The following is a 26,721-nucleotide window of genomic DNA, read 5'->3' on the forward strand; positions in this document are numbered from 1 at the left end:
CCTTAGGGCGAGTCTTGAAAAACTGTCTAAAGTCACGTCACGGCAATCTCGGCAGACTTGTCAATTTTCTATGGAGTGATTTGGATCTGAACGTTTTTCTGTGGTTTTCAATCAAATATCTCGACCTTGGGACGGCTCCTTCCTTGCTTTGTAAAGAGTCAACAAAATGACTTTCAAAAGGGGGACGTGTGGGATTGACAAAACGGATCATAATCACTCAGGCAGTTTTATTTTCATTAGGTCTTATGACGATGGCTTGCCAGCAAGATTTTCAGGAAAGAACGGCAGTTGGTTCGGATCAGACATCACTAGGTGATAACTCACCGGAGAGCGAACTTCCAGCTAAGGTGAATCAAGTCAGTGTCGTTGCAGACCTCACTGAAACTGCACTCTCCGATGCCACTCTCCAGATAGAGAGTCTCGTGGATTCAAGGGGCAGTCTTCTTGGCTTGAATCTCTCTTCTGACAGGACAGGAGCTCAGAGTGCTCTTGATGTACTCAAGAAATTGCAGGAAGCCTTTGATAGGGTTTTGGCTTTTCTCGATCAGGTTACAGAAAGACTTGATGAAGCTAGGGCCAAGCTGGACGAGGCGAAAGAGTGGTTGGATCCTACAAATCCCGCGCACGCAAAACTCATTGAAAAGCTGGATAAATTGATCGCCCGCTTGGAACTCATCGAAAATCGCATCGATGCTCTTCTGGGGCAGATTGTTCAGAGAGTTGATGCTGTGGTTGCAAGTCTTGATCAATACAAAGCAAAATTGAATCCTTTGAATCCAGTTCATGTTGTTGTGCTCGTATATGTTGATCAGGTCAGGGGCAAACTAATGGATTTTAGACAGAAAATCGCAGACGTTATTGCGAACTGATTCAAGATAGATATCTCTCCTTTGCGGGTGGAATCTCAACCGCAAAGGAATTTAATGTGGCCCACGTGATTGTTGTTCCCATCTCCAAAAATCCACCGAAGGCTTGCGGGCTAACCGCTGCATTAAAATCTAGATTTTCTAGCCAACATTCTCGTGGGCCAGTTTAAACCTTTATTGACTTCTCTTTTCAGAATCAACCAAAATCAATGGGAGAAGGAATGGGGGCTATCTCATGTCAAAATCCATATTGTATTTGGTTATTGTGATGTTTTTTTTGACCGGTTGTGCAGGAATGAAGCTCATTCATCCTAATGATGAAAATAAAAACAACGGGACGAAAGCGCTCGATCTCTCTGAAGGCCGGCTTAAAATCGTTTCCACCTACACTTGTAAACTCCAGTCCATGGGCCATCGGGTGTCTGCTATCGGAAAGACCGAAAAAGAGGCTCGCGCAGAAGTCTTAGAAAAATGTCACGACAAGACCTTGGTTTCATTTTGTAAGGAAGATAAGATCACTTGCACTCAAAATTAGGCTGAGAGTTAATTTTTATAAACTGGCCAACGAGGATTCCGCCTGGGATTTAAAATCTCCTAACCAACATGCCCGCAAGCCTTCGGTGAATTTGTTGTATCCAAGACAGAGGGAGTTTGCTGAACCAAATCTCAGGGGTTCAGGATCGAGTTCGGCTTGGTGCAGTGTTCACAATGTGAGCGATGCTGCTGGACGTGACCAGCAAATGAAAGTATCACAAGAATAAAACGCAACATGGCTTTTGACATCAGAGTCCACCATTCCTTAATAATTCGATAGGCTCTCTCTAGGACCTACAAAACTTTTATGCCGGCACATAAGTAGGCCAGGTCCCTATATTCGGCCCAAGAACTAGAATTTGCTGGGAACCTTTCAAAAAACAGCCTCCGCGTTAAAGACGATTCCCGTCTCGGCCCGAAAATTTTGTAACCGTGGGTAGGACTGATATGGACTGATTGAAATGTCAATCCAATCTTCGAAGATATGTTGGCGATAGACCGAGGTGATCGTGAAGGCATTGACCCACCAAGGGGCAGTTCCCACCGCCGCAGTGAAGGACAATGAGATGGCTTTATTAGGTGAAATGGTATAGGCAAGCGAAGGCCCGAGATTGCTTTCGAAATCGCGCGCAGTAAGGAGCCAGTTAAACGAATTTCCGAACTGAAACAGCAGACAATCCGTGAGTGAATAAGAAGAGACTATCGAAAGCGCACTTTCCCATTGCCTTGGCATCGACCAACGAACGTCGAAGACCAGGTGGTGCAGGAAGTTGCCCCATTCGATGTCTTTGGTGGTTTTGAGCCGTCCGTCAAAAAAATTGTTGCGGTCAAGACGATACCGTTGCTCAAACGCGGGCCTCCAAGGGTCACGAATCCCGGGTTCATCGGAAGCGTTCTCGTCTTCTTCTATCTCGGTTCTCTCGATCAATTCGCTGTTGTCTTTTTCCTCGCTCTTCTCGACGGTGAAGGACTCCGTTTGCTTTGGACGTATAAAGTTGCGCACCTTGCCTTTTTTTCGTTTCATCCACCGGTTGGCCTGGGCTGACCAATTTTGAAAGGTTGCCGGTCTTAGCATGAGTCGCATGTTGTAAGAAGTTTCGCTAGGGGAACCGTCCAAAATTGCGTACCGACCCGAAAGGCGGAGTGTTGAAAACTGGCGATTTTCATCCCTTCGTTGGGTACCGAAGAGATCATCAATCATATCCGTCAATCGGCGAACCTTGGATGTCGCTTTGCGCCTCAGCAAGGGCTTCTGTGCCTCCTGCTTCGCTTGTTCTTCCGCAATTGCGATTGTGGTGGAAAACAATAAAAATATCGTAAAAATCGCAGAGGTTTTCATGAGAGAACTGAACCTTTTCAGACTGTTAATTTCAGTGTAGGTATCCCTCGGCAGCGCAGAATGTCAATTGCCAAATGAGAGGAGAGTAGAACCAATTTTTATTTTGGTAGGTCGGATTTTTTAAATTTCAAAAGGCGACGCTCAATCGTGCAATGGTGTCGCTCTAAAATGTGACGTTGTGCTTTGACAGTTTCAGGAGCTCCGAAATCTCACTTTGATCCAATTTATTAAGTTTCTATTGAAGGAGCATTTTTGAGAGATATTTTTTAGACACTTTGAGGAGGATAGACAGGTTCAAGTCCTTGCTTAGAGGCATTGCTTAGATCTGCTTGGTCTTGAGTTTGCAGTTCTATGAATATCTAACGACAGGGACAGGCACAGAGATAGGCAAAAAAGTGATTGGTTTGCCAGCGCCTCATTTGGAGAGGCTTGGCAGGGGTGGGAGAAGGAAGTGTCGCAGGACCTCTATTATTCAAGACAGTATCGGGTGACTGGCCTCGTGGTCATTGTCATCACGTCTCTATTATTTGTGACTCAACAGTGCTCCGACGTTCGCCTTCATTCACTCGCCTATAACTATGAAAGCGATTTTGAGAGTAACGGTCATCCCTATCGCCTCTCTCCGCCTTCCGATTACGAGCAGTATCGACGATATGTGATCATGGTTGATATGTCGCGCTCAATGCTTTCTGGTCCCTGCCCTTTCGACGTTGGTGTCTCACCAACTTTCCATACCGATTCCTACTATCGTCCCTATGATCCAAACAAAGATACAGGTGCTGACATCAATGATGGGCGAGGTGCCGCCCGCGGTTGTTATGTTGATCCAAACTTACCTGTGCAGGCGGGTGCTCAAATTATTCCCCGACCCTATGAGGTAGGTCAGCAATATGGAACCTTCATCGGCAGCGATTTTGAGGCTTATCGCTTTCAAATCCTCGAGAAGTGGATAGCTCAATTGCGACAGGGGCTCACGCCACGAGCTCAACGCAATACCAAGATTATGGTGATTCCGATATCTGGTGGAACCGCTCAGTTGGCCTTAGACTTGATCGATCCCATCAAACGTCAATTTATTGGTCTTGATGATTTGGCCTTGGATCAATCGCTCGAGATGATGAAAACCCAAAACCAAAAAAATCAGGATTTGCTTCTTGATAAAACATTGGCTGGTCGATGGATGGATTTGACGATGGGAACCAGTGCTCCCGGTCAGGTCTTTACCGATATCTTTACGCGCATGAGTGAGGATATGAAAAATCTGAACGACACAGGAGTGCTCCCTGATACCTCCTATAAGATTATTTATCTTGGAGATGGACTCATTAATCCCGTTCAAGAAAATGTCAAGGATGTCCTTAAGATCCACAGTCTTTGCGGAAGCAACGAGGCCTCCGGATTTTGTTCTTCTCTTGTTGCCTCGATGACGCGCTCATGGGGAGATCACAATTTGAATACTGATTCCGCTCTCGATCTCAAGCTTTCACTTATTCAAGCCTTGCCGAAGTTCTATGGTGCTGGCTTGGTCGAAATTGAGTTTTTACAGATCCAGAAGGAGCGGGTTGAGCAGAGTTATCCAAATGAATCAAACGCGTTTGTGCGTCTTAAGGAAATCGCTAAAGAACGTCATAGTCGCATTGGTCTTTGGCAAATGAGAGATGGAGTTCCGCCCTTTAACCTGGCAACGACTGCCGGCGATGTTCGGTTCTTTAAAATGAGTCAAATGTTCATCTTAAATCCCAATGTGCGGTTGGACCTGAATGGTCAGGTGCAGATCGACTCTGATGGTGACGGCCTCGCCGATGTGGAGGAAGTCAGAAGTGGGCTTAATCCGCTCAAAACCCGGACCAATGGATATTGCCTAGATAGTTTGGTAGCGCGACAGGCCTTTGCTTCGCGTTGTGAGAGCTTTGCGTCGGGGTCAGCTTGCGATCCTCAATTGGATTCCGATGGCGACGGGCTCAATCAGTGCGATGAAATCGTTCTCGGTACAGATCCATTTGACTTTGATACGGATGGAGATACCATTCCAGACTTTTTAGAGTGGGTTTATGGCTTCAACCCGTTGGAATTAGATCGAGACCAAGACACCAATGGCGATGGCATTCCAAATCTTGTTAATTTTTCGGCAGGTTTGGGACCCAAACTTTATCTCGAGCAGATTCCCTCGGTGCAACGTTCTCATTCCGCTATCGATTTTCTGGGTACTGAGCGATTAGAAGATGAACAGCTCGGTGGCGTCGTCGTCGAAAATTACCGGGTCGAGCTCAAGAATATTTTAGCCGCCCCCATCCCTGTTCTAGATATTGAGAGTCGAGATCTGCTTTATCTCAGTCGGCTCGGGCGGAGTTCTGATAATCTTGGCGCGATTCCCATTCCAGAGCGCCACCAACTCCTCAATTGTAGTATTCGTGCGAATTCCAACCGCATTATGGTGTTGGTTCGCTTGGTCGATGAGAATCAACCACAGGTTGTAAATTGGCGGATTCTCAAATTCAATATGTCGGATGCCTCAAATGCCAGTGGTGTGCAGTTGGACTTGTCGGCCTTTGAGCAGATGAGAGTGATGGACCTTCACTACGAGGTGGAGGAATGATTGCGAAGGGGAGAGCTTCTCGTTTGGGTTTCGCTTTGGTTACCGCTGTGCTGTTTTTTCAAAACTGTTCTGATGTTCGTTTGAAGAGCCCCGAATATGGGAGTCAAGTTTCCCAGGCTCCATTTCTCATTTCGGCTTTGATATGCCCGCAAACCGACCTGAAGCCTGCATCTAATACCAAGTTTATTTTCATGATTGATATGTCGGTTTCTAATATTGGTGGTTGGATTCACCAAGCTGGACCCCAGGGGCAAAGGATGAGTTATTGGGATTCATCTCAGCAGACGGATATAGAGGGTGTTCGGTTCGACTATCTAAAGGAATTTCTAAATGGTTGTGGAGCTCAATTCGGCAATCAGTTTTCGATCATGGGAATGAGTCACTCCGCAGGAACGATTGTTCGAAATGGCGCTAAAAAAGTCCTGTCTTGCGATCCGAGATTTCAAGATCAGTCAAATTCGAATGGAGTCGTAGATGCCTTCAAACTAGCTCAGCAAGAAGAGCGCCCCTGGTATGAGCAATGGACGAATCACCATTTGACGTCGAGTGATTGGCCCGGGATTTTGGGCGCCACCAGCTACAGTGCAGCCCTGTCCTGCAGCGAAAATTTGATTTCTCAAGAGTTGACGAGTGACCAACATCTCGGAACCGAAACCTATCATTTGTTTATGGTCTCCGATGGAGTACCGAATGACGGGTATCAAAAGGGGTGTAACCTCAAGCCAGAATTGGAGCGCAAAGATTGCTATTTATCGGGAATCGCGGACTCGACGAGCTACCTTATGCAATTGGGCCTCGCTAAAAACAAAACTATGCGGATTCATGCGATTTCCTACGGGGGTGGGGGCGATCGATTGGAACAAGTTGAGTACATGGACACGATCGCTCGCTATGGTAACACCGGTCGGGCAGTGGAGCTGGCCCGAGTCTCTGATTTTTCTGAGGCGCTCTGCAGAGCCGTCGCCAGTCAAGCTGCGGTGGACTACCAGGCAGATTTCGTGATGGCCATCAACATGACGACCATCCGGCGCAATGGGCAGCTGTTGGCGGACAGTGATATGGACGGCTTACCTGACGGAGAGGAGATCGCAAAAGGTTTTGATCCCCTGAATCCGCGCAGTCAGGTTCTTGGCGTTCTCGATGGGATTTGCGATCGTCTTGGCGGTGTAGCGAACTGCCAACAAAAGCGATCCCTCTTCATTTGTGAATCAACTCTGTTTAATAGTGCGGGCTTAAGTGACTGCGACATAAAAATTCTTGAACTAGACAAACTGGGTAAGGGCCCAAGCTTTGGCTTGGATACTGATGGCGATGGTATGCCAGATTTGATTGAACTGGTTAAGGGAACCGATCCAGTTTTTCGGGACATGAATGACGATCCCGATGGCGACGGCCAGGCAACACAAGCTGAACTTCTTGCCGGCACGGATCCCTTTGCAAATGAAGGCCCGTTGACGATCGCTGATCGTGCTCGAATACAAACCAAATACGTGGGCCAAGCCCAAGACGATCCGACTTGCAATTTTGGCGCGTGGCGCATGGATTTGGAATTTGTTCCGGTTTCTGCTACCTCTGCGGTCACTCAAGCTCACTCGCCTGAATTTGCCCATGGTGAAAACACTCATCTATTATTTTTGTTTTACCGGCTCAACGCGATGAATGCAAATGGTGAGGCCAGCCGTTTTTTCGGGACCTTCCAGCAGGTGCAATACTCTTTCTTTGAAGAAAGAGTCCCGGGTCCCGATGGGACTGGTTCGGTGGTGCTACGCCAGCGTCTCATTCCTATTGGTCAGACGTCTCTGAAGTCTCAGGACTTTAAGCAACTGGGGGAGACACTTAAATGACCAAGATTAAGAAATGGTCTTTCTTATTTCTGGGATTTGCTCTGAATTTGATTGGATGTTCCAATGTCCGCTTGGAGGACTTAAGTTCTTTCGAGCGCTACGATTCATCCTTTGTTTTTGGAGAGGAGAATTTTGTCTGGCGGATGATCAGACCATGGTGTCTTTTCAAGCAACGAATTTGAATTCCGTATTGCGGGGAGGAATTCTTGAGCCAGATACTGACGGCGATGGACTTTTCGACAACGAAGAAATTCAATTGGGATTTGACCATCAGTCTTTTCGCAGTCGTGGGCTCCTCAGCGATCGCTTGTGTTTGGGGTTGACTGGACGAGCCGATTGCACGGATGTGGATGTTCAATGCTCGGGTGTGGAGACGGCCTTGGGCCTCAACGACTGCGATATCAAGGCTGCCGGTCTTGACATTCTTTATGATCATCCTGCTCAGGGTTTGGATACCGATAAGGATGGCATCATTGATTTGGTTGAAATTCGTGAGGGTGGATTTCCGAAGATCAAAGATGATCAAAGCGATATGGATGGTGATGGATTAATTAATCGTGAGGAGTATCTGCAGGGGCGAGAAGTCCGTCGTTATGACAGTGATTTACCCGATCGCTATCGGACATTCGTCGAGGTGAACAAGCGTCCTGACGATTCAGAAAAATGCACAGGACAGATTTGGGCGGTAGATGTTAAACAAATACCAACAGTGGGAACGGAGTCGTATAATGATCCCGGTGATCAGTTCCGCCCTGGATTGAAGCTGTCTCATCCGGTGCGCGGCAATGTGATTCTTCTGACATTTAAGACTCGTTCTGTAATAGGAGGAGGAAATGATCAAATTTGGTATTTCTACAAGACAGCAGTTCATGCGCCTGAAGAAATGTACCAAGAGATGCATTTCTCTCAATCAGATTTTAGTTTGGCAGGAGAGGTCTTGCCATGAGGTTGACGGTCAATATGAGTTTTAAACTATTTCTACATCTTTGTCTCACTTTTCTGACCTTGTCGGCGATCCGAGGTTGGGCCAGAGTTTATCAGGATTGTCGACCGGAAGATCGTCGCGAGCAGCTCGATGATTTTTGTCCAAAACTTGAGGGGACACCGCTTGATCACTGTTGTCCCGAGGATATTCGTCGAGACTCTCCGCTCACTTGCCCTTATGCTGTAGGTACGACCGAGACTTTTCTATCGGCGACGGCATATGTTAAGTGTGTGAATGGGTCCAATGAAACTCGCCAGTGTTGTGGGATCCACGTTAGGAGTTGTCAAACGGATCTTATCATCAAGACCTTCATATCGCGGTTGCTGAAGCGGAACGGCCAATGTTGCTTCGAAGCCTCGTGTCCCCCTGCTGATTATTGGCGCGCGCCACCGGCGGCCCCAGGATTTACGCCAAATCATCGCCTGACGACCCCTGGCAGTTTGAACTGTACTGAGGGAGTGATCCGACCCAATGAGTGTTCGCCTGATTTAGCAATGTGTGACAGCATCGACTCCAGTAACGACCCGTGTCCCTCGCCTCCAGCTCCGGATCCGCCCTCGCCTCCGGGACCGTCCGATCCGGGTTCACCAAATCCCGATCCGGGTTCGCCAAATCCCGGTCCGGATCCAGGACCACCAGCTCCGGACCCGCCGGCGCCGCCATCTCCTCCAGTGGAAGAGTGAAAATCCATTTTTGAATTGGCTCTTTTCTTGCTTATCACATTGTCTCAGCTTGGGCGATGTGACATCTAAAGCGATTGAGCTAAATCCCTTGATCCCATGATTCCATGACTACACTTCTGCCTAGAATCGCCTTATTGTGGTTGGCTGAAATCAGGTCAGAGAGTGTCGCACAATGAATTTAAAAGCGATCGTTTTTTCTTGGCAATTATTTTTTGTGGCAGAATCGCTTGGTAATAACAAGAATGGAAAGAAGGAATTGGGTGTGATTCCTTTGGGCAAAGGAAAAGACTTTGGTCACCTTATTTATTTTTGATTCAAATTGATACGTTGGCTGCGATTTTTTGCATATCTCGCATTCTATCCCTTTCTTGGCATTGGCTCGCGGCGTGCAGAGACAAATGCACACGGGGTGATTCTATGAAAAATATGAGAACTAAAATTTATATTTTTTTTCGATTTTGGTCGTCGTCTTTGCCTTTAATAACTGCCAAGGGTTTCGCGCGCATCACTCTCTTTGGGGTTTCTCACCTTCGTTGCCATCTGCAATTAGGGTGATATTTGATGGTGGAGCCTTGGTTTGCGATGATCTGGCAGGAGGGACTCCGGCCGAGGTTGGCCGGCGCCTGCAATCTTGTTTTGATAGGGCCGACGCCTATGGGGTTATAGAGCTGTTGCCAGGGGTGCATCTTGTGTCTCAAGCACTTCATATTCAAAAGCCAGTTCGAATTGTAACTCAGGGACTTGATGAGGCTTCGCCCCCTTGCGCCGACAACGTCGATAAACACTGTGCCGTCATTCGCGCCGTTTCTCCTATGGCAAATATCTCCCGCAGTTTTTTGCGTATCACAAGCAACGAGGTGGAATTAGATCGCATCGTTATCGACGGTAACAAAGATCAGAGGTACTCAAGTCCCGAGGCCGACGGCTGCTTACGTGGAGACAATGGGTATGGTATGAATATTTCCGCAACTTCCAATTTTCTATCCCTGGTAGGCATGACTTCGACAAATGCCCTATGCGGAACGGGTGTTGAGATTGGCGGTGGGTTGAATCTTTTGGTTCAAGATAGTTATTTTACAGCCAATGGAGTCCATAATGTTCAAAATTTATGGTCCGATGGTTTGACAGTTGGGTCAGCTATCAATGCCACGATTACAGGAAACTATTTTAGAGACAACACTGATGTAGACCTGATTTTCGGCGGTTGCACAAATTGTAATATCTCTGGAAATACAGTTAAACACAGTGCCAGTTTTGCCTCCTCCACATTTGCTGCGATGATGTTTCATGCTTGGCCAGGAGGACCTGGAGATTACACGGGATCGACAATAACTGGAAATAAGGTTGATTGCGCAAACTTTCGTTGTGGCTTTGGCTTTATGATTGGAGCCTCTCCTTGGTATCAGGCGACGACCAAAGGTGGATTGTATTTTGATAATCAAATTACTGGGGCGCAGGTAGGAATTTTGATCAATGATGCAACCGATGTCAATGTGCCTATTCAAATTGGACCCAATAATGTATCCAATTGTGGCGGAAATTTTCTCTCGAGCGCAGGTCCAGTAACTGCGGCCGCTTTGGTTATTTCGCCAGGTTCAATTCGCAATGTTCAGTTTGTACAAGGTGCGAGTATTTCTGAATATTCTGTCATGAATTTTAAAGGTGCAATATTGAACTGGTGGACTCAAGATGTCGCTCCACCACCTCCACCTGCTTCTGTGTGCGATGCAAATCATCCGGCACCCAGTTGGGGAGGAAAAGATGGCCAGTGTTTGGCTTCATGTGGTGGGCTTGGTGGCACATCCGCTTTTGCGGATGCCTGCTCCAATCACGGAAAAGTTGATGCTGGCAGAGCCTACGATGTGCCATTTTGCTGTAAGGATCCAGCCCCTGTGTCGCCGCCGCCACCACCGCCGCCGCCGCCACCTACTTCTGTGTGCGATGCAAATCATACGGCACCTCATTGGGGAGTGAAAGGTGGTCAGTGTTTGGCTTCATGTGGTGGGCTTGGTGGCACATCCGCTTTTGCGGATGCCTGCTCCAATCACGGAAAAGTTGATGCTGGCAGAGCCTACGATGTGCCATTTTGCTGTAAGGATCCAGCCCCTGTGTCGCCACCGCCGCCACCACCGCCGCCGCCACCACCTACTTCTGTGTGCGATGCAAATCATCCGGCACCTCATTGGGGAGTGAAAGGTGGTCAGTGTTTGGCTTCATGCGGTGGCATTGGTGGCACATCCGCTTTTGCGGATGCCTGCTCCAATCACGGAAAAGTTGATGCTGGCAGAGCCTACGATGTGCCATTTTGCTGTAAGTAAGAGGTCGTCAAACGATGATCTGTTTGTAGTTTGAGTTGCACCGGGGAACCGATTCTGGACCCAATGGGTGTTCGCCGGTTCTTGTAGTGTGCGACGGCCTCGACTCGAGTTTTGACCGGTTTCGGTCTCCTCCACATCTGGACTCATCCCATTCCATCTCATCGCATGAAGCGGTCGTCCTTTAGCATCAAGCTAGCAGAGAGAGATAAATCGGCAAAAGACCGAGCAGAGAATTTCTGCCTGGCTTGTCGGTTGATTGCTCATTCAATTGCGTAATAGAGGGGGAGCCTAAAAGCCAAGTAGATAACTGATCAATCATGGGCTGGCCTGTTTTCATGAAAGCTCGCTGGTTTCGTGGAGTCAACCGAGGCATATTAAGATCTGCATTGAAATTCCCTCGGAGAAAGATTCTTCTCTCGGACACCTAGGGCTTGGAGAAGTTCTATCTCGCGCCTCAACTTGGCCATGTATCGATTGAGTACCTTGTTTTATTTTATAAAGAGGTGCAGGCGTTCGATTCATTGTATAAGCCTCACTATGGATCAGATGAAAAGCCGCTTATCTAGAGATTGGGCCCGCCACTGTCATAACTATGGCCGCCAATAGCATCCGAGGCCAAAAAGGACCTCATCCAAAATTGGATTCCACACACCAGTCATAAACTCTCCCTTTCTTTATATTACAAACTCAATGTAACGCTGCAAGTGAGTTGCCATTGGATCTGTGCTTTAATAGGATTCAGGGCTTCAAATAAAATGAAGCTGCCCTCTGTAAAGACCTTCGACATTAAGGAGCCTCTTTCTCATTTTGATACGCCATTAATAACCGGTCCAAAATCGATTTATTTCATATTCTTGTTGACTAAAAATTCAATCGCAACTGAAGCGGTATAAAAACCAAAAACGCCGGTCACAAAACTGGCGGTGCCGTATCCAGTGCGGCAATCAAGTCGCCCAGACGGAGACTCTTGGATATTGTGACCAGCTTGAGTGATGTGGTCCATCTGGTCAGACGCGAAAGGATCTGGAGAAATTTCACAGCCATCTTCTTGTGGCAAAGTCGGTCTTTCACTGCTCGCCACAACGGTAAGGCCAAATTTTTGTTTTGGAGCTCGAGGGAATCCGTATTTTGGCGAAGAATCCGTCGCACTCGTGCCAAAAGGGCATCTTCTTGAACTTCAGTGATGTCGCTGATCTTAATGAGAGCTGGGTTTCTCCTGCCTCCAGCGGCACCGGTGACGACGAGAGGGATGCCTCGATTTTTACATTCGGTGATAAGGAAACACTTGTTTGACGCCCGGTCTATTGCATCGATGACCACGTCAGTGTTCCCGCCTAACACGGCTTCAACTGAATCAGAATTGAAGGCAAAATCTAAGATATTAATTTTAATTTCGGGATTAATGAGGCGAAATCTATTCGCCAAAACCTGAACTTTAAGTTTTCCCACCTCGTCGGACAGAGCCTGAATCTGTCGATTGGTATTGGAAAGGCAAACTTCATCGAAATCGACCACAGAAATTTCGCCGACTCCACTGCGCACCAAGGCCTCTGCGGCCCAGCCTCCAACGCCACCCACTCCGATCACGGTGGCATGAGAGAGACGCAATTTTTCCAGCATTGGCTTTCCTATGAGTCGACCCATTCCGCCAAATCTAAAGGCATAATCATCAGAAAAGCTCACTGCTTTCTCCCTCGATCAGAGCACACTGGTTCCAAATTAAAAATCACAATGAAAAGCCGCACAAAGCCTCAAGATTTTCTTGATTTCCCTGCTGGACCTCAGTCATCGACAGTCCCTTGATCTTCGCTAGCTCCTGAGCCACTCTGTTTACAACTCCTAGATCCAGTTCAGGTTCAAGGCGGTCTCTGGGTGAATCACTCTCAATCACGAGGTGTTTCATTTCAATTTTCATGACCGCCTTCTTAAGCTGTTTGAATCCCTTTTTCAAGAAATTGGGCCCGACTGAAATGAAAAAACCCAAGCTGATGTATTCCTGAGCCATCTCTGTGCTGGCTGAGAAACCGTGGATAAGCCCTGGCCTTGAAGGGAGAGGATGCTCTTTCAGTATCTGAATGGCGAGTTGATGGGCTTGAACGATATGAAGGACCAGGGGACGATTGAGAGTTCTGGCAAGATCCAAATGCCGCCGAAAAAAATCAACTTGAGTGGCTCTTGCCACGGGATCTTGAGTCTCAAAGTGGTCTATGCCGGTTTCTCCGATCAGCTGAGCCTGGGGAGCCATACTTAAAAGCTGATCCCAAGCTCTATTTCGCGAGGTTGAGTCCAACTGCATAAGTGCCCAGGGGTGCAGTCCAAAACAGAGTGACAGGTGCTCGGGGTAGGCACTCGAAATCTCGATTTGGCGTTTCCAATCCTGAGGATCGTAGCCGCCTTGAATAAAATGCCCTGCTAGGTCTGGGTTTTGGGAATCAACATGACGAAAAAGAGTGGCCAATTGCTCGTCTTTGAGAAAGGACAAATGACAGTGAGCATCCCACCATTGATTCAAGGTTAAATTTCTCCTACTTTTTCGAAATTAATTTGCTTCTGCAAGATGTTAACAGACTTATCGGAATTCTTGAAGAACGAATCCCGTCAACGGAATCTGTTGAGACGGGACTTGTTCTTCTGCGAATCAATCGCAAGTCCTCGTCCGTCTCGGCCCTTGCGATTTGTTCTAAAATATTCAGCCGATCCTTGAGTCGCGATCTCTTTTTGTAGTGCCAAACGGGGGTTGTGTTTAGGGTTTGATTGAGCGAGGACAAAAGTCCCTGAAACAATCTATTAGCTTCTATATATTTTCTACCATTCTCTTGTAGTGTGGTCTCCACCGCCCCGTTGGCTCTTTGGATCTGGCGCCTCAATTCAATTTGGCTAGTGATAAATTGCACGAAATTATCAAAGTGAGGATTGGCAGGGGCTGCCAAAGAAGAGCGGCTTTCAGTGCCAGCATGAGTGATCAAATAGAACAGTCGACTCTGTAATTTTGAAAGTAGCGAAGAGACCCGCTTCAACTGGTTTGCGGGCGCTGACTGCGATGAGAGGTGACTAAGCCTTAAATTTAACTCATCTTCCAGGAGCAGCAGTCGCAAAAATGGGTTGGCAAAGAGGATTGCCGGGTAGGCTGGCGTCTGCATGATTTTTGAAATGCGAGGAATGTTGCCGGGATGTGTAGAGCCGAAAGAGTGAGCAGCTCTTTCATCTTGTGAAAACTTGGTTTGAAATCTTTGCCACTGCTGTTGCACTTGATCGAGCATGGAAATTCGATCATTTCGCTGCAAGCGAACATCTAGGGTTGCAAAAAGAGTTGCGGCAGCTGTTTGATCGCTGGAAGTCACACTGGTTCCGAATCGATCAGCGGACTCCTCCTGCGCTTGCGAAAGAGCATTAAACGCCCTATTCATTTTCTGGAGAAGAGCATCGAGAGGCAATCTGTCTTTGTGGGATTTATCAAACGGGTCCAGAGCAAACAAGGATTTATGGAAAGAAATGTCTTCTTCCTGGGCCTTCATTTCTTTCAATCGCTTCAGTTGAATTTCAAGAAAATCTCTCATCAGAGCCTCAAACTCAGTTCTCTCGAGGGTAAGCAAGCTTTCAAAGGCATCCTCAATGATGTTTCTTAAATTGCTTCTCGAGGATGGCTGGGTTCCATCTTCGCCAACAGAGTGGGCAGTGATTTTCGTTTCTGGTCCAAGGTTGATGTGCCTCATGTATTTTAACAGGCGCCCAAGCAGGTCATTGTCAATTTGATCGGGAACACCATTTGAATATATTTCGACCGCAAGACTGCTCAGTATGCTTTCAATATGTCTTTCAATGACATGTTGGTTTTTGATGTGGGAGAGTTCGTGCGCGAAAACAGATCTTAGCTCAACAAAATTTAATTTTTCGATCAGTTGGGAGCTTAGAACAACAAATATATGCTCAGCGGTTTTGCTGACTGCAAATGCGTTTTGCCCGAACTCGACATAGACTCTACGGTTTTCGATGGCCTGAGGAGAAAATCCAAGGTCCACGGCCGTACGAGTGAGGAGTGAGTAAATCGCGGCATAATGTCCTTTTGCAGCAGGGCCGAGTTCGAGCAGCTCGGCTCCCTTTTCAAGTTCGAAAGAACGGAGGGATGCTTCTTCGTTTTTAATAAAATCATCTACAATCGAACCCAAAGTAAATTGCCTGGCAATAAATTCGTGTAGAGTTTGATCTGGATTCGAGGTGAGGTAGCGACGCTGGAGGTCCGAAAAGACCCCTCTCAAATAGGGGTCGCCCATGAATTCGGCAAAAGTGGCTCGACTGGATCTGAGGGTGAAATCACCCTCAGCACTTTTTCCACCAGCTAGGGATAGAGGCGCCAAAACAAGATTAAGAATGATAAAAAACATCTCTATCCGCATTTCATTTCCTTGCGATGCCCCCCAATCATCAAGGTCACAGCATTTGCTGCGGCCTCTTGATTTTGGTCCTTGATCTTTCAATTATACTCTTCTGCCTTTTCTGGTTCCTTTCATATCAATAACTATTTTTCGCACTCAACAGTTTTTTCACCCACACTGAAATTTACCAAGTCTTTGGTAACCTCAGGTTGTTGCTTGAAGGTGATGGTGATGAGGCAATTGTTCTTTGTGGCAATATAGACGACGTATGGCTGGTTAGGCGTATCATCGATTGTTATGCTTTTTATGCCACCAGCATCTCCCATAGCTCGCATGCCTTCCCCTCGTGAATTGAGGGATCCCGCTGCCAAACCAATTATTCGATTTGTATTCATGTACTCCACAATATTGGTTTCCCTGTTGTTATCTTCTTGGGCGCTTGAACAGATGGTCGAGCTCAAGGTTAAAAAGACCGCTGCTCCAAGAGCAATTGATTTTACATTTATCAGATTCTTCATTTTTCTATCTCCTTTTCGATTAAAAGCAAAATGCTTCATTGATCAAACAACTCTTTACCAGGTCGATACTTCTCCATTTTTTGTGCCGACCTAGATTAGAAAGCTTGAGGGTCTCATGAGAGGCGACCTGAAAAATGGTGAATACCGGTGACAATAACTGGCTCATTTTAAGGCAAGTAAATCTCCTTCATAAATATGGCCTCCGTATAAATTATGGTCAGAGAAAATGGACTAGACAGCTAGGGAACGGGGCCTGTGCCTCTTGTGCCCTAAAAAGGACGATCGTCAATAGGGCAGCAGAGCCCGGGAATTGCAGTAGTGAAGCACTAGGGTTCAAAGGGTTTTTACATTGAGCAGATGTTCGATTTAATTTTAAGGGAGAGGGGCCGACGTGAAGACTGTAAAAGGGGCCTTGATTTTCATTTCGTCTGGACTCGTTTTGATTGCATTTTTTCAGAATTGCTCTGGTGTAAACTTCGGAAGCAATTCAGCCACTAATGATTCATTGAAAGAAAATGATGGAGCGGGAAAAGAGGGGATCGATGATCCTTTTACGACACAGAGGAAGGACTAAAAGGAGGACACTTTGACCTCGATACTTCACATCAGGTCTATGCTGCAGGTATGGGAAAAACAGATCACCACGTGCACGAATATGATGACAGATTTGGGATAACTTATGCCGATTTTTTCCGACTGAAGGACTCCAAAATTAAAAATATCCATGAAAGAGTGGGTGCGAGCACGGAATTTGTATTGGTTATTGCCAACGCGCAACTTTCTCCTAAAGGTGTTTTGAGCATCAATGGGGTGTCGCAGACGGTGGGAGATTATCAAAGTAGAGTCAGAGATTTTATAAGCGGAAACAGAAGTGCCCTGACGGCTTACAGCTTAAACGGTTCGAAAGGGGAGATGCTGTCGGATCTAAGAATTGGGTTTTCAGCTGACGCGATTCTGGCTGGAGGGCTGGTAGGAACAGAGACAGGTTGTGTCGTGAGAAACGAACCGGGTAGACTCGGAGAGTACCGCAATGGTGCTCTCACCTTGCAGGCGATTGATGCCAAAACAGCCCACTTTAACTCCGAAACAGGAGTTGCAGATGTTCAGGGTGGCCTCATTTGGGAGAGCACAATTTTTTACCACAGAGAAAGAGGCGGCTGTTATCGTTAAACAAATCGAGTGAGAACGCTCCTTCAATGAGGGTATTTCAATCCTTGCTCTCCGTCTTTTCAGGACGAAGATTTTGAAAATATATCCCTAGCGCTTGCAGATCTTCGTCTGTGAGAGGCGGATTGGCCTGCTTGAGTAGGTTGGGCATTACCGATGCATTTGTGCGCTCGCCTGACAGGAACGCTGACAATTGCTTCTGAATATAAACAGGGTCTTGCCCAGCGAGGTTTGGAAAATGAGGCGCAACCGTAAGCAGATTTGGCCCCGAATCGTGGCAGCCAGTGCAAGCCAAGTTTTTCACAAGCTCTTGGCCCTTTTTAAACAGAACATCAAAATTTTCTATTTTTTTACCGGAAAGCGGAGTGGCAGCAGGGGGCGGACGATTGCTGAAATAAGAAACCACAGCGTCCTGATTCTCTTTGCTTAAATTGCTTGCGATCCCATTCATCGCCCCTGATGAGTCCTTTCTTATTCCTTCGCGAAAATGATTGAGCTGTTCATTTAAGTAACTCGCACTTTGACCCGCTAAATGAGGAAACCCGCTACTGGAAGAAAGACCGTGTTCGCCATGGCATGCGGCACACTGCTGCAAGGTAGAGGCAAGACTCTGGGGGGCTGCAGGAGCTGGAGAAGCCACAGTCACTTCAGTCACCGGATCTGGAGTGCCACCGCCGCTATTTCCAGTCCCGTCGGCACCTGGTGGTTGGCCTGCTGCGGAACCGCTGTCCGGGCTGGATGTGGCGCTCTCTTTTGGCTTAGAAACACTTGAGGCCCATTGTTGGATCAGGTCTCTTTCCGCAGCCGTTATTTCAGTCGCCTCGGCAGTGCCTGCAGGAGGCATGCCCCCCTTGTCTGCGATTCGCTGGATCAACTTTCTATTTTTTGCAAAGTCCTCCGCAACTTTCTCGTCATTCCAATTGGGCAAGCCAGCTCCATTGTGGCATCGTCCGCAGCGGTTCTTAAAAATGGCTTGAACGTCTGAATACTTTATTTCTTTCCCAGCGCCCCCAGCGCCAGTCTTAGTGCCTTCCTTTTTTGTTCCATTTTGGGCTACTGGGCTTATTTTCTGGTGAGGCCCTCTTCGGTCGCATTGGATGCTGAAGACAAGAAGCGCTAAAAGGAAGACAAAAAAAGGTACGGGGTTGGTCAAATTCCCGATAATCCTGTGATTCATAAAGGCTCCAATCCAAATTCCATCGTTAATAGACTCTCATTAACCGAATTCCTCCGATGACAACAGCAACTTTCGAGCCAGTTCTCATTTATTCAAAAACAATGGATGAATGTTTGTATAATTTATATTTTTTATCTTTTTATTTGTTTGCCTGTGCATGTTTGTTAATCGCATAGCAGTCATGATATTTCTCTGAATACTGATTGGCATTGTGATTGAAGCGAAAGGATGTCGTCGTGAAGCGAGCTCTACATTTTTTATTGGGGAAAAAACAACCTATTTATTATCTGTTTTTCATTTTATTTGGGCTATCTCCCATGTTGGGGCAGGCGCGGCCTGAGTACGCAATTCGCCACGGATTCACTCGATGCACGACTTGTCATCTCTCTCCGGTTGGAGGTGGGACCAGAAATCTGATGGGAAAGTCGTTTGGTCTGCGAGGTTTCAGCCCAGGGCCTTATGCGACACAGGACGTTTGGTCTTTGGATGTCCGGGGAATATATTTGAATAATCCAGAGGGGCCCAACACCTTAAAGGGAGGTGCTGGAATCATGGCGGGAAATTTAAGCGCGAATCTGCCTGTGACCGCTGAAGAAGAGGGAAAGGCACCTCTGAGAGCTGTACTGACTCACAATGTGGGAGGATTTCCTGGGGGAGCCGGTGGGCCGAGAGAAGCTTATCTGCGATGGGAGTTGAAGGATGATTCTGCCACAGGAATCAGTCCTCAGTATGTTCTTTTGGGACGATTTGTGTCGCCCTTTGGTATAATTACAGATGAACATCGCACCTACACAAAACTTCAAACTCAGAGCACTTGGAACAATCTCGATATTGGAGCTTTGTTTTCAGGAAATCCATCCAGCTTTCTTCACTATGATTTCTCATTGGTCAATGGTCAGAAGACAAACGGGACAGGTTTTGGAGACGGTAATGCAGCCATCTGGGGCGGTGCTTTGAATCTGAGGCTCATGACCTCGGCCTCTCCGGTGGGCTTCGGTCTGAGCGGACTTCATTACGAGAAGGTAAAGGATCAAGACAGTCCATCTGCCAGTGCGGCCTACGTGATGGTGAGCATGGATCGCCTCACTCGCGATGTGTTTAAGGGGTCACTATTGGTCGAATATGTGAGCGCCCAAGGGTTCAATTCAAACACTGATCTCGAGAGGTTCATGTTTAAGGAAACAGACTACCGCGATACTGTAATAAACTCTGAGTCCCGTGGAGTTTACGCCTTGCTGAATTGGGAATTTAGTGAGGTCTTGAGTTTTAGCTACAAATACGATCAATATATTCCGAACTTGAGTTTTGTGGCGGACTCCTATGTTCGGCACGGACTTGGATTTAAATACTATTTTGGACCCAATCTCTTCACTCTGGTGCGCTTTGAAAAGGCTGAGGCAGGGCATCCTTCTGAACAGGATATAACGAAAAATTCGAAGCTTGGAGCTTCTGATGCGGCTTGGGCCTATCTGCAGCTGTCGATATAAGCGATCGGTTTGGTGGTTGAGTGAGGCGTTTGTTAGGTGTGCCTGATTTGGATTTTCAATTGAGTCTGATTGGTAACCGATAGAATGACGGCGAGAAGAGCGACAGTAGAAAGAAAAAAAACGGCAGAAATATTTCACAGCAGTGGTGAGGGCAGGATGGCAAAAAAGGATATCTTTGGGGATGAAATTGTTGATGGCAAGGCTCAAGACTATGAGCGTTTATTGGCAGAGACATCCAAGCCGGTTCGAAAAATTTCGGTAGGCGATCGACTCAAGGGCGAGGTTCTTTCGGTTGGTAAGGAAGAAATCTATGTCTCAACTGAAGGGCCTGTGGATGCTGTTGTTGCGCGCAGAGAGCTCCTTGATGAACAGGGTCAGGTCAAAGTAAAAAAAGGAGAGATTCTTGAAGTCATCGTAACTCAGGTTCGCGAAGACGTGATCAGAGCGAAGCCGGCGGATTCTCGAAGCGGCACAGAAGAGATCGACAATCTAGAAGATGCTCATGACATGGAGCTTCCGGTTGAGGGGCGTGTCTTGGAATTCGTCAAAGGCGGATTTCGGGTTCAAATTCAATCCTACAAAGCCTTTTGTCCGATGAGTCAGATGGATTTGGGATCAATAAAAACCCCAGAGGACTACGTCAATAAAAAATTCGAATTTTTGATTACCCAAATAGATGAAAGGCATACAAATATCGTTGTGTCTCGACGTAAACTTCTCGAGCTCTTACGCTCTGATCGTGAGGGAGAGGTGCTTTCAAAGTTGAAAGAAGGGGATCTCGTTGAAGGGCATGTGACGCGGATAGAGAGTTTTGGTGCCTTTGTTGAGGTTATGCCTCTGGTTGAGGGATTGATTCACATTTCTGAGTTGTCCTGGGCCCGCATCAAACATCCTGGCGAAGTTCTTGAGGTGGGTGCTCCAGTCAAAGTCAAGATTCTCAAGATACAGGAGAGTGATCAGCGGTTGCACATCTCTCTGTCTCTCAAGCAAGGCGGAGGAGAACAAGATCCATGGATGCGATTCACTCAGCAGAATCCTCTCGGTACCAAAATCGAAGGGCTCATAGAACGAAAAGAACCATTTGGCTTTTTTGTGAAGTTGGCGAGTGGTGTCAATGGGCTTCTTCATCAATCCAAATGGCGCGATGCTCTCGATGGAAAATCAATTGAGGCGAAGAGGCCCGGTGATTCCTTATGGGTTGAAATCGAGAAGATTGATTTGGAGGCTCATAAGATAAGTCTTCGTCTCCCTGGCGAAGGAGAGGATCAATCCTGGAGAGATCATCTGCCTGCACCAAGCACCCAAGGACTCGGAACCTTTGCCTCCCTCTTTCAGAAGGCCTCAAAGAAATAGGAGTTCAATCGCTAAAAAGTCCTTTTCATTTCGTCGCTTGCCGTGATGTAGTTGAACTCGCTATTTTGGATTACCAATGGAAGTATCCTGATTGAGGATTGGCAGGGAGGACGATGGAACTCAGAAAATGCAAATTTGTTTTTCTGTGTGTTCTGATGCTTGTTTCAAATTTCCTGTTAGCTGCAGTCCATCTTGAAAAGAAGCCAACCGTCTTTGTATTGACTGCTAAGCGCACAGAGATCAGTCGAATTTTGAGCTATCCTGCTTTGATTGAGGCGAGAGTTCATGCAACAGTACTTGCAGAGGCGGATGGCGTTGTAAGAAAAATTCATTTTGCACTCGGGAAGAAAGTTGCGGCAGGCAGTCCACTTCTGAGTTTGCAGCAGACAGATCCCATTTTTCAATATGCTACGGTCTCTACGAAAGCCCCTGTTACGGGTGTTGTGAGTGAAATAAGCGTCACAGAAGGAGCCTTGGTTACAAAAGGACAAAAGTTGGCTTCTGTGACGGACCCAAGAAATCTTAAGATTCTTGTCGAAGTGCCAGCTCAGGATATTTCCTCATTGCGAGTTGGGTTGGCGGGAAGCTTCGAAAGTCCGTCAATTCCTGACAAGGTACCTCTTCATCTCGCCGGTTTGAGTCCGAATGTGGATCCAGCGACGGGCACCGCTTCGTCGGAATTAATTCCTCAAAAGGGTGAGCGATCTCTTCTCTTGCGTCCGGGAATGATTGGAAAGGTGACATTTAAAACCAACATTCGTTCTGGATTTGTTGTTCCTGAAGATGCCATCATTAAGGTTGAGGACCGCAGGTATTTGAGAATTGTTGTCGACGGAAGGGCTCGTAAAGTGCCGGTTTCGATTGGAGATCGCCAGCGCGGAGAGGTGGAGGTGACGGCAGGCCTTGAAGAGGGATCCAAAATTGTGGCGCGTTCGAGCGGCTTTGTCGCAGATGGAGATGAGGTGTTAGTCGAAGAAGCTAAGACTCCCGGAGAGGGCAATTGAAATCACTCTATAGCTCCCCGTTAAGAGTTTACTTGTCGTTGGGGTTATTGGCCTTGTTCGGTATTTTTTCTGGAAATAAGCTTCCCATTTCTATGTTTCCTGAAAGTTCCAAACCAACGGTCGGCGTTCAGGTTCCTTACACGAACTTAACCCCTGAGGAGTTCTCCAAAGCCTACGGGGCCTACATTGAGAATCGGCTGCAATCTCTGTCAGATAGTCAGATGAAGATTGCTTCCATAGAAACCAATTATCAGGCCGATCAGGCTCAATTTAAGGTTGTGTTTGATTGGGGAACAGAGCAAAGGCGAGCTGTAAAGGAAGTTGAAGCAGCTATCTACGGAATGAGCGGACAGTTTCCTAAGGAAATGCGAGATCATTTAAACGTATGGACTCAGTCTGAAAATCAGGGTTTTCTTGCAATGAGCTTTTACAGTGAAAAGCGGAGCGTTGATGAACTTTACGAGTTCCTTGAGCCGATTCTCACGCCAATGTTGGCAAATGTGCGTGATACGGATCAGGCCGGGCTCTGGAATCCCTCTCGAAAAGAAGTTCAGATTGAGCTCATTCCTGAGGCCATGGCGGCACTTCAAGTATTGCCGCGCGAAGTGGGATTGGCGGTAGAGCAGGCCACAACAGCCCAAAGTGGTGGATCCCTTTTGATCAATACGACAAGTCAGCGAATTCAAATGCCACGACAGGCAAAAAGCATTGAGGAGCTAAAACGAATTCCCATTTTGTCGCGAACGGGTCGAGCCACCCATTTGCAAGATGTCGCTCATGTCGAGTTGAGGCCATCTATTGGCGGATCAAAGAGCTTTAAGACAAGTGGTTCTCCCAGTTTGATTTTATTTGCTTCTCCTTCTCCCGGTGGAAACATCAAGGCAATGTCTGAGGACATCATTGCCTTGGTAAATGAGAAGAAGACAGGTTGGCCAGAAGATGTTCAGATGAAAGTTTTAGTTGATCCTTCAGAATTTATCAGTAATTCCATTCGCAATGTTTTTCATGAAGTTGTTTTGGCCGCTTTTCTTGCTGTGGTGATTTTGTTTCTGTTTATCGGGAGCTTAAGAAATGTGGCGACAGCTGCGATTGAAATTCCACTGAGCATAGTTTTGGCCTTTATTCTCATGTGGTACTGGGGGATCAACATCAATCTGATTTCACTCGGAGGATTGGCGCTTTCAGCCGGCATGAATGTTGACGCCTCAGTTGTTGTCATGGAGAATATTTTTCGACATTTTGAATTGAACAAGGGACCTCTGAGTTACCACGAGCGATTGGCTATACTGTGTCGCGCAGTTTCCGAAGTGCGATTGCCAGTCATTGCTTCAACAATTGCCTCTATTGTTGTGTTCCTTCCCCTGGCCTTCACATCTGCTTTGAGCTATTCAATTTTAGGTGATCTGGCCAAGACGGTTGTTTTCTCCCATGGATTTTCTGCCATTGTGGCACTCATTTTGGTTCCGACGATTCGCATGCAGCTAATGTCTCTTGAGGAGAGAGAAACTCATCGGTCACCCATTGAGGCTTGGCTAAGAAAGTTGGAGCAGATTTACAGTTGGAGTCTGGGTGAGTTTCTCAATCGACCTCGGTTACAACTGGCTGTCTATGGCTCCTTGACGGGTGTGTTGCTCCTGTTAGTTTTCTTTGCATTGCCTCGATTGCCGAGGGAGGTCATCGGTGTTCCTGATACAGACTGGATGGTCGTTGGACTCAGCACTCAAGGCAATACTCTCCTTCGTCAAATGGAAGACCAGACCTCTGAAGAAGAAGCCAAATTACTCAAGAAGTTTGGAGATGAAATCTCCTACACCTTCACTCAGGTGAGAAGCGCTAATAACTCAAATATCATGGCGCGACTCAAGGATAAATCTAAAATGCAGGAGACTTGGAAACAATATCTCGAGTTTTTCCAAAACACTCCCTTTGTTCAGTATTTTGTTGAACCCTGGAATCCTTCTGAGTTGCCAATTCCGGACCCGCCACATTTTCAAGCTTCAGTTCAGGGCGGGACGCCACGTCAGCGATTGGAGATCGCACATCAGCTTCATGAGGTTTTGGAATCAATAAAAAATTTATTTAGTCGTAGTTGGCAAAAGCCCACTTATTCTGCCGGAGAGGATTTGGTGATCAGTCCTCATTTGGATCAATGGACACCCCTCATAGGAGCAGGAGTGTCCCTCATGCCCACTGATCTGACCGACATTTCGCGAATTGCCACGCAAGGCCGTTCTCTGGGTCAGTGGGCCCTAGACAATCGAATGTACGACATGATTTTGACCTATCCACAGGGAACAATTCAGGAACCGGAGGATCTAAGGGCCTTTCCTCTTGGAATTAAAAATAAGATTATTCCGCTTGGCGCCCTTGCTCAGATCTACAGCCAGGAGGGGGACTCACCTCGTTTTCGCAAGAACCAACAGGACATTGTATTGCTCTCGGCGAAACAGGATAAGGGAAATGAAGATAAACCTGAGGAAGCCGTTCGTACTGCCACATCCGTTCTAAAAGAATGGATCAAACAGAACAAGGAAGCGATGGGACCCGTGACAGTCCAGTTTGAAGATGCACAATTTGAACTCAACGATGCACTTAATCAGCTGGGTTGGGCTGTGGCACTTTCGATTTTGCTGATTTTTGTGACAATGGTGATTCAGCTGGGTGACGTTGTGAGTTCATTGTTGGTGCTGGTTGCTATTCCATTGGGATTTGTCGGCGTCATTTTTTCCTTGTTTGTATTCCAAAGCACACTTTCTCTTAACTCTGTTTTGGGAGTCATTCTACTCAATGGAATTTCTGTGGCAAATAGCATTATTCTCGTCGATTTCTTTAACAAACTCATGAAAGCAGGAAAAGGTATCACCGAATCTGCTCTTGAAGCAGCGAGGGCGCGACTGCGCCCGATACTGATGACCTCTCTGACAACCACCATAGGTATGTTGCCGATTGCCTTTGGCTTGGGAGACGGAGGGCGAGTGCTGCAGCCGCTTGGAATTGCCGTGAGCGGTGGGCTTTGGATTTCCATGTTGTTTACGCTCTACTTTGTTCCTTCTCTGCAGGTGGCCTACTGGAAATTTCGCAAGAACAGGTTATCTGTCAGGGGATTTGCGCTCGCAAGAATGGAGTCTCCCGAGGCGATCCAATGAATTTTCGGTGGCGAAAAATCTCTTTGCTATTTTTGTTTGTTTTTTCCTGCCTCCTCATGATCCCGCTTTTATTGAACGCAGGAGCCACAGCTGAAGAAGTTAAGACTCATGAGGTTTCTCAAGCAGCTACACAAATTCCTAATAGGAAGATTAAATTTACCGAAGCACTTCGGAGAATGGAGGAGAGAAATACAGAACTAGAGGCTCAGCGCATTCAAATCAAAAAAATCGAATCGGAGCATTTGGCTTCAAGAGCTAATTTTTTTCCATCCATCGAGGGTCAGCTTTCGGATTTACAGGTGATTCGCCCAGGTTTTTCCAGAACTCAAACAGGGATGCTGGTTGGCCGAGTTAATTTATTTAGATCTGGAGCCGACGTGGCTTCGTTGAGAAGTTCACGACTGACGGTTTCGCGTGAAAGGGAATTATTGAAACAAGCAGAATTGGATGCTGAACAAAAAAATGTGAATTTAATCATCGAATATTTTCAATCTTCCTTTCAGATGAAATTGGCCGAGAATATACTCAAGCTGAGCGAAGAGTTAGATACCATTGAAGAGGCACGTTACCGTCGAGGTTTGATTCCTTTGCAGGAGTCGCAAAGATCAAAAGTCGAAAAAAGCAATGCTCTGGCAAGATTGAGTGATGCAAAGTCTGGCTTGGAAGAGATCAAAGCAAAATTAGACGGTGAATTAGGGGCGGATGAAGTAGAGCTGGTTTGGCCATGGAAGGATATTTTGACTTCAATCACTCAAGATGAATTTTTGGCTAAGAAGTTGAACCTGTCGCTCTCTCCAGTTTGGCGGGCCACGCAGGTGTTGGTTGAAAAGGAAGAAGAATTACTCAAATCAAAGTTTCGTTATTTTCTGCCTTCAATCGATTTGACGATGGGATATGGTTATCCTGATTATGATAGGAGCAGAGACATTCACTCTGAAACGACTCTCACTGTGACGATCCCCCTATTTGATCTCGGCAAACATGCGGGGTATGAACTGCAGCTTCAGGAGAAATCACTGGCACTGGTGAAAGAAGAGAGAGTGAGGCGGAGTATTCAAGTTGAATGGGAGCAAACGCGAACCAATTTGGTCGAAGCCATCAAATCTGCAAAGGAACGTGAGCAAAGCCTTCAGTTAGCGAAGAGTCTTCATCAAGACAACAAGAGGCGCTTGCAGGCAGGCCGCAGCAGTATGAATGACATTTTGGTTGATCAAAATCGGCTGGTCGAGGCCGAACGTTTGGTTATCGAAGGGTGGGTCAAGTCACACGTATTGTATTCCAAGTTTTGTCACCTTCTTGGAAAAAAGGGAGGCCCAGATTGTTTTCACTAG

The 26,721-nt window shown here is 46.9% G+C and carries 21 protein-coding genes; 14 read left to right on the plus strand and 7 right to left on the minus strand.

The genetic code is table 11. The features are described from left to right. The first annotated feature begins 188 nt into the window (after nt 1-188). Nucleotides 189-869: a hypothetical protein gene (locus IPL83_04900; protein MBK9038493.1), complete on the plus strand. Its 681-nt coding sequence runs from the start codon at nt 189-191 to the stop codon at nt 867-869. A gap of 265 nt (nt 870-1,134) precedes the next feature. Next, nucleotides 1,135-1,401: a hypothetical protein gene (locus IPL83_04905; GenBank protein MBK9038494.1), complete on the plus strand. Its 267-nt coding sequence runs from the start codon at nt 1,135-1,137 to the stop codon at nt 1,399-1,401. A 372-nt stretch (nt 1,402-1,773) separates the two neighbouring features. On the opposite strand, the gene IPL83_04910 is transcribed toward IPL83_04905, so the two are convergent. Continuing rightward, on the minus strand, nt 1,774-2,739 hold the full coding sequence (locus IPL83_04910; GenBank protein MBK9038495.1) for a hypothetical protein: 966 nt from the start codon (nt 2,737-2,739) through the stop codon (nt 1,774-1,776). Nucleotides 2,740-3,190: 451 nt separating this feature from the next. Between IPL83_04910 and IPL83_04915 the strand changes: the two genes are divergently transcribed. From IPL83_04915 to IPL83_04925, 3 genes are all read left to right on the plus strand, one after another. Next, the gene (locus IPL83_04915) at nt 3,191-5,335 is read left to right on the plus strand and encodes a hypothetical protein (protein MBK9038496.1); all 2,145 of its coding nucleotides are present in this window, start codon (nt 3,191-3,193) and stop codon (nt 5,333-5,335) included. Further along, on the plus strand, nt 5,332-7,179 hold the full coding sequence (locus tag IPL83_04920) for a hypothetical protein (protein ID MBK9038497.1): 1,848 nt from the start codon (nt 5,332-5,334) through the stop codon (nt 7,177-7,179). The genes IPL83_04915 and IPL83_04920 overlap by 4 nt, the downstream gene beginning before the upstream one ends. 154 nt (nt 7,180-7,333) lie before the next feature. After that, entirely contained in the window at nt 7,334-8,125 is a 792-nt protein-coding gene (locus IPL83_04925; protein MBK9038498.1) for a hypothetical protein, read from the plus strand. Nucleotides 8,126-8,579: 454 nt separating this feature from the next. Here IPL83_04925 and IPL83_04930 read toward each other — a convergent pair whose 3' ends face one another. Next, nucleotides 8,580-8,885: a hypothetical protein gene (locus IPL83_04930; GenBank protein MBK9038499.1), complete on the minus strand. Its 306-nt coding sequence runs from the start codon at nt 8,883-8,885 to the stop codon at nt 8,580-8,582. 134 nt (nt 8,886-9,019) lie between these two features. On the opposite strand from IPL83_04930, the gene IPL83_04935 reads away from it, so the two are divergent. Together IPL83_04935 and IPL83_04940 are read left to right on the plus strand one after the other, a co-directional pair. Continuing rightward, complete coding sequence (locus IPL83_04935; protein MBK9038500.1) at nt 9,020-9,160, plus strand: hypothetical protein; 141 nt, start codon at nt 9,020-9,022, stop codon at nt 9,158-9,160. Nucleotides 9,161-9,380: 220 nt separating this feature from the next. After that, nucleotides 9,381-11,165, plus strand: coding sequence for a right-handed parallel beta-helix repeat-containing protein (locus tag IPL83_04940; protein MBK9038501.1), 1,785 nt, complete (start codon nt 9,381-9,383; stop codon nt 11,163-11,165). A gap of 909 nt (nt 11,166-12,074) precedes the next feature. Here IPL83_04940 and IPL83_04945 read toward each other — a convergent pair. From IPL83_04945 to IPL83_04960, 4 genes are read right to left on the minus strand one after another with little or no spacing between them, the layout of a single operon-like run. After that, a complete protein-coding gene (locus tag IPL83_04945; GenBank protein MBK9038502.1) occupies nt 12,075-12,848 on the minus strand; it encodes a ThiF family adenylyltransferase in 774 nt (257 codons plus the stop codon). A 43-nt stretch (nt 12,849-12,891) separates the two neighbouring features. Continuing rightward, the gene (locus IPL83_04950) at nt 12,892-13,677 is read right to left on the minus strand and encodes a TatD family hydrolase (protein MBK9038503.1); all 786 of its coding nucleotides are present in this window, start codon (nt 13,675-13,677) and stop codon (nt 12,892-12,894) included. A gap of 13 nt (nt 13,678-13,690) precedes the next feature. After that, a complete protein-coding gene (locus tag IPL83_04955; GenBank protein MBK9038504.1) occupies nt 13,691-15,640 on the minus strand; it encodes a M48 family metalloprotease in 1,950 nt (649 codons plus the stop codon). A 41-nt stretch (nt 15,641-15,681) separates the two neighbouring features. Further along, the gene (locus tag IPL83_04960; GenBank protein MBK9038505.1) at nt 15,682-16,056 is read right to left on the minus strand and encodes a hypothetical protein; all 375 of its coding nucleotides are present in this window, start codon (nt 16,054-16,056) and stop codon (nt 15,682-15,684) included. A gap of 391 nt (nt 16,057-16,447) precedes the next feature. On the opposite strand from IPL83_04960, the gene IPL83_04965 reads away from it, so the two are divergent. Then, nucleotides 16,448-16,630, plus strand: coding sequence for a hypothetical protein (locus IPL83_04965; protein MBK9038506.1), 183 nt, complete (start codon nt 16,448-16,450; stop codon nt 16,628-16,630). 50 nt (nt 16,631-16,680) lie between these two features. Beyond that, the gene (locus tag IPL83_04970; GenBank protein MBK9038507.1) at nt 16,681-17,226 is read left to right on the plus strand and encodes a hypothetical protein; all 546 of its coding nucleotides are present in this window, start codon (nt 16,681-16,683) and stop codon (nt 17,224-17,226) included. A 37-nt stretch (nt 17,227-17,263) separates the two neighbouring features. On the opposite strand, the gene IPL83_04975 is transcribed toward IPL83_04970, so the two are convergent. Further along, nucleotides 17,264-18,400, minus strand: coding sequence for a c-type cytochrome (locus IPL83_04975; GenBank protein MBK9038508.1), 1,137 nt, complete (start codon nt 18,398-18,400; stop codon nt 17,264-17,266). A gap of 236 nt (nt 18,401-18,636) precedes the next feature. Here IPL83_04975 and IPL83_04980 point away from each other — a divergent pair, with 236 nt between their 5' ends. From IPL83_04980 to IPL83_05000, 5 genes are all read left to right on the plus strand, one after another. Further along, entirely contained in the window at nt 18,637-19,887 is a 1,251-nt protein-coding gene (locus tag IPL83_04980; GenBank protein ID MBK9038509.1) for a hypothetical protein, read from the plus strand. Nucleotides 19,888-19,956: 69 nt separating this feature from the next. Beyond that, complete coding sequence (locus IPL83_04985; GenBank protein ID MBK9038510.1) at nt 19,957-21,240, plus strand: S1 RNA-binding domain-containing protein; 1,284 nt, start codon at nt 19,957-19,959, stop codon at nt 21,238-21,240. 113 nt (nt 21,241-21,353) lie between these two features. Further along, a complete protein-coding gene (locus IPL83_04990; GenBank protein MBK9038511.1) occupies nt 21,354-22,244 on the plus strand; it encodes an efflux RND transporter periplasmic adaptor subunit in 891 nt (296 codons plus the stop codon). Beyond that, nucleotides 22,241-25,390 (plus strand): efflux RND transporter permease subunit, encoded by a 3,150-nt coding sequence (locus tag IPL83_04995; protein MBK9038512.1) that lies wholly within the window; start codon nt 22,241-22,243, stop codon nt 25,388-25,390. The genes IPL83_04990 and IPL83_04995 overlap by 4 nt, the downstream gene beginning before the upstream one ends. Further along, entirely contained in the window at nt 25,387-26,721 is a 1,335-nt protein-coding gene (locus IPL83_05000) for a TolC family protein (protein ID MBK9038513.1), read from the plus strand. Before IPL83_04995 ends, IPL83_05000 begins: the two co-directional genes overlap by 4 nt.

It is taken from the genome of Bdellovibrionales bacterium (assembly GCA_016716765.1).
Taxonomy (GTDB): Bacteria; Bdellovibrionota; Bdellovibrionia; order Bdellovibrionales; family UBA1609; genus JADJVA01.

What these genes read in the sequence shown, in the direction of transcription:
- IPL83_04905 (MBK9038494.1), top strand. Translation starts at nt 1,135, where the DNA reads ATGTTTTTTTTGACCGGTTGTGCAGGAATGAAGCTCATTCATCCTAAT.
- IPL83_04910 (MBK9038495.1), bottom strand. Translation starts at nt 2,739, where the DNA reads ATGAAAACCTCTGCGATTTTTACGATATTTTTATTGTTTTCCACCACA.
- IPL83_04920 (MBK9038497.1), top strand. Translation starts at nt 5,332, where the DNA reads ATGATTGCGAAGGGGAGAGCTTCTCGTTTGGGTTTCGCTTTGGTTACC.
- IPL83_04925 (MBK9038498.1), top strand. Translation starts at nt 7,334, where the DNA reads ATGGTGTCTTTTCAAGCAACGAATTTGAATTCCGTATTGCGGGGAGGA.
- IPL83_04935 (MBK9038500.1), top strand. Translation starts at nt 9,020, where the DNA reads ATGAATTTAAAAGCGATCGTTTTTTCTTGGCAATTATTTTTTGTGGCA.
- IPL83_04960 (MBK9038505.1), bottom strand. Translation starts at nt 16,056, where the DNA reads ATGAAGAATCTGATAAATGTAAAATCAATTGCTCTTGGAGCAGCGGTC.
- IPL83_04970 (MBK9038507.1), top strand. Translation starts at nt 16,681, where the DNA reads ATGGGAAAAACAGATCACCACGTGCACGAATATGATGACAGATTTGGG.
- IPL83_04975 (MBK9038508.1), bottom strand. Translation starts at nt 18,400, where the DNA reads ATGAATCACAGGATTATCGGGAATTTGACCAACCCCGTACCTTTTTTT.
- IPL83_04990 (MBK9038511.1), top strand. Translation starts at nt 21,354, where the DNA reads ATGGAACTCAGAAAATGCAAATTTGTTTTTCTGTGTGTTCTGATGCTT.
- IPL83_05000 (MBK9038513.1), top strand. Translation starts at nt 25,387, where the DNA reads ATGAATTTTCGGTGGCGAAAAATCTCTTTGCTATTTTTGTTTGTTTTT.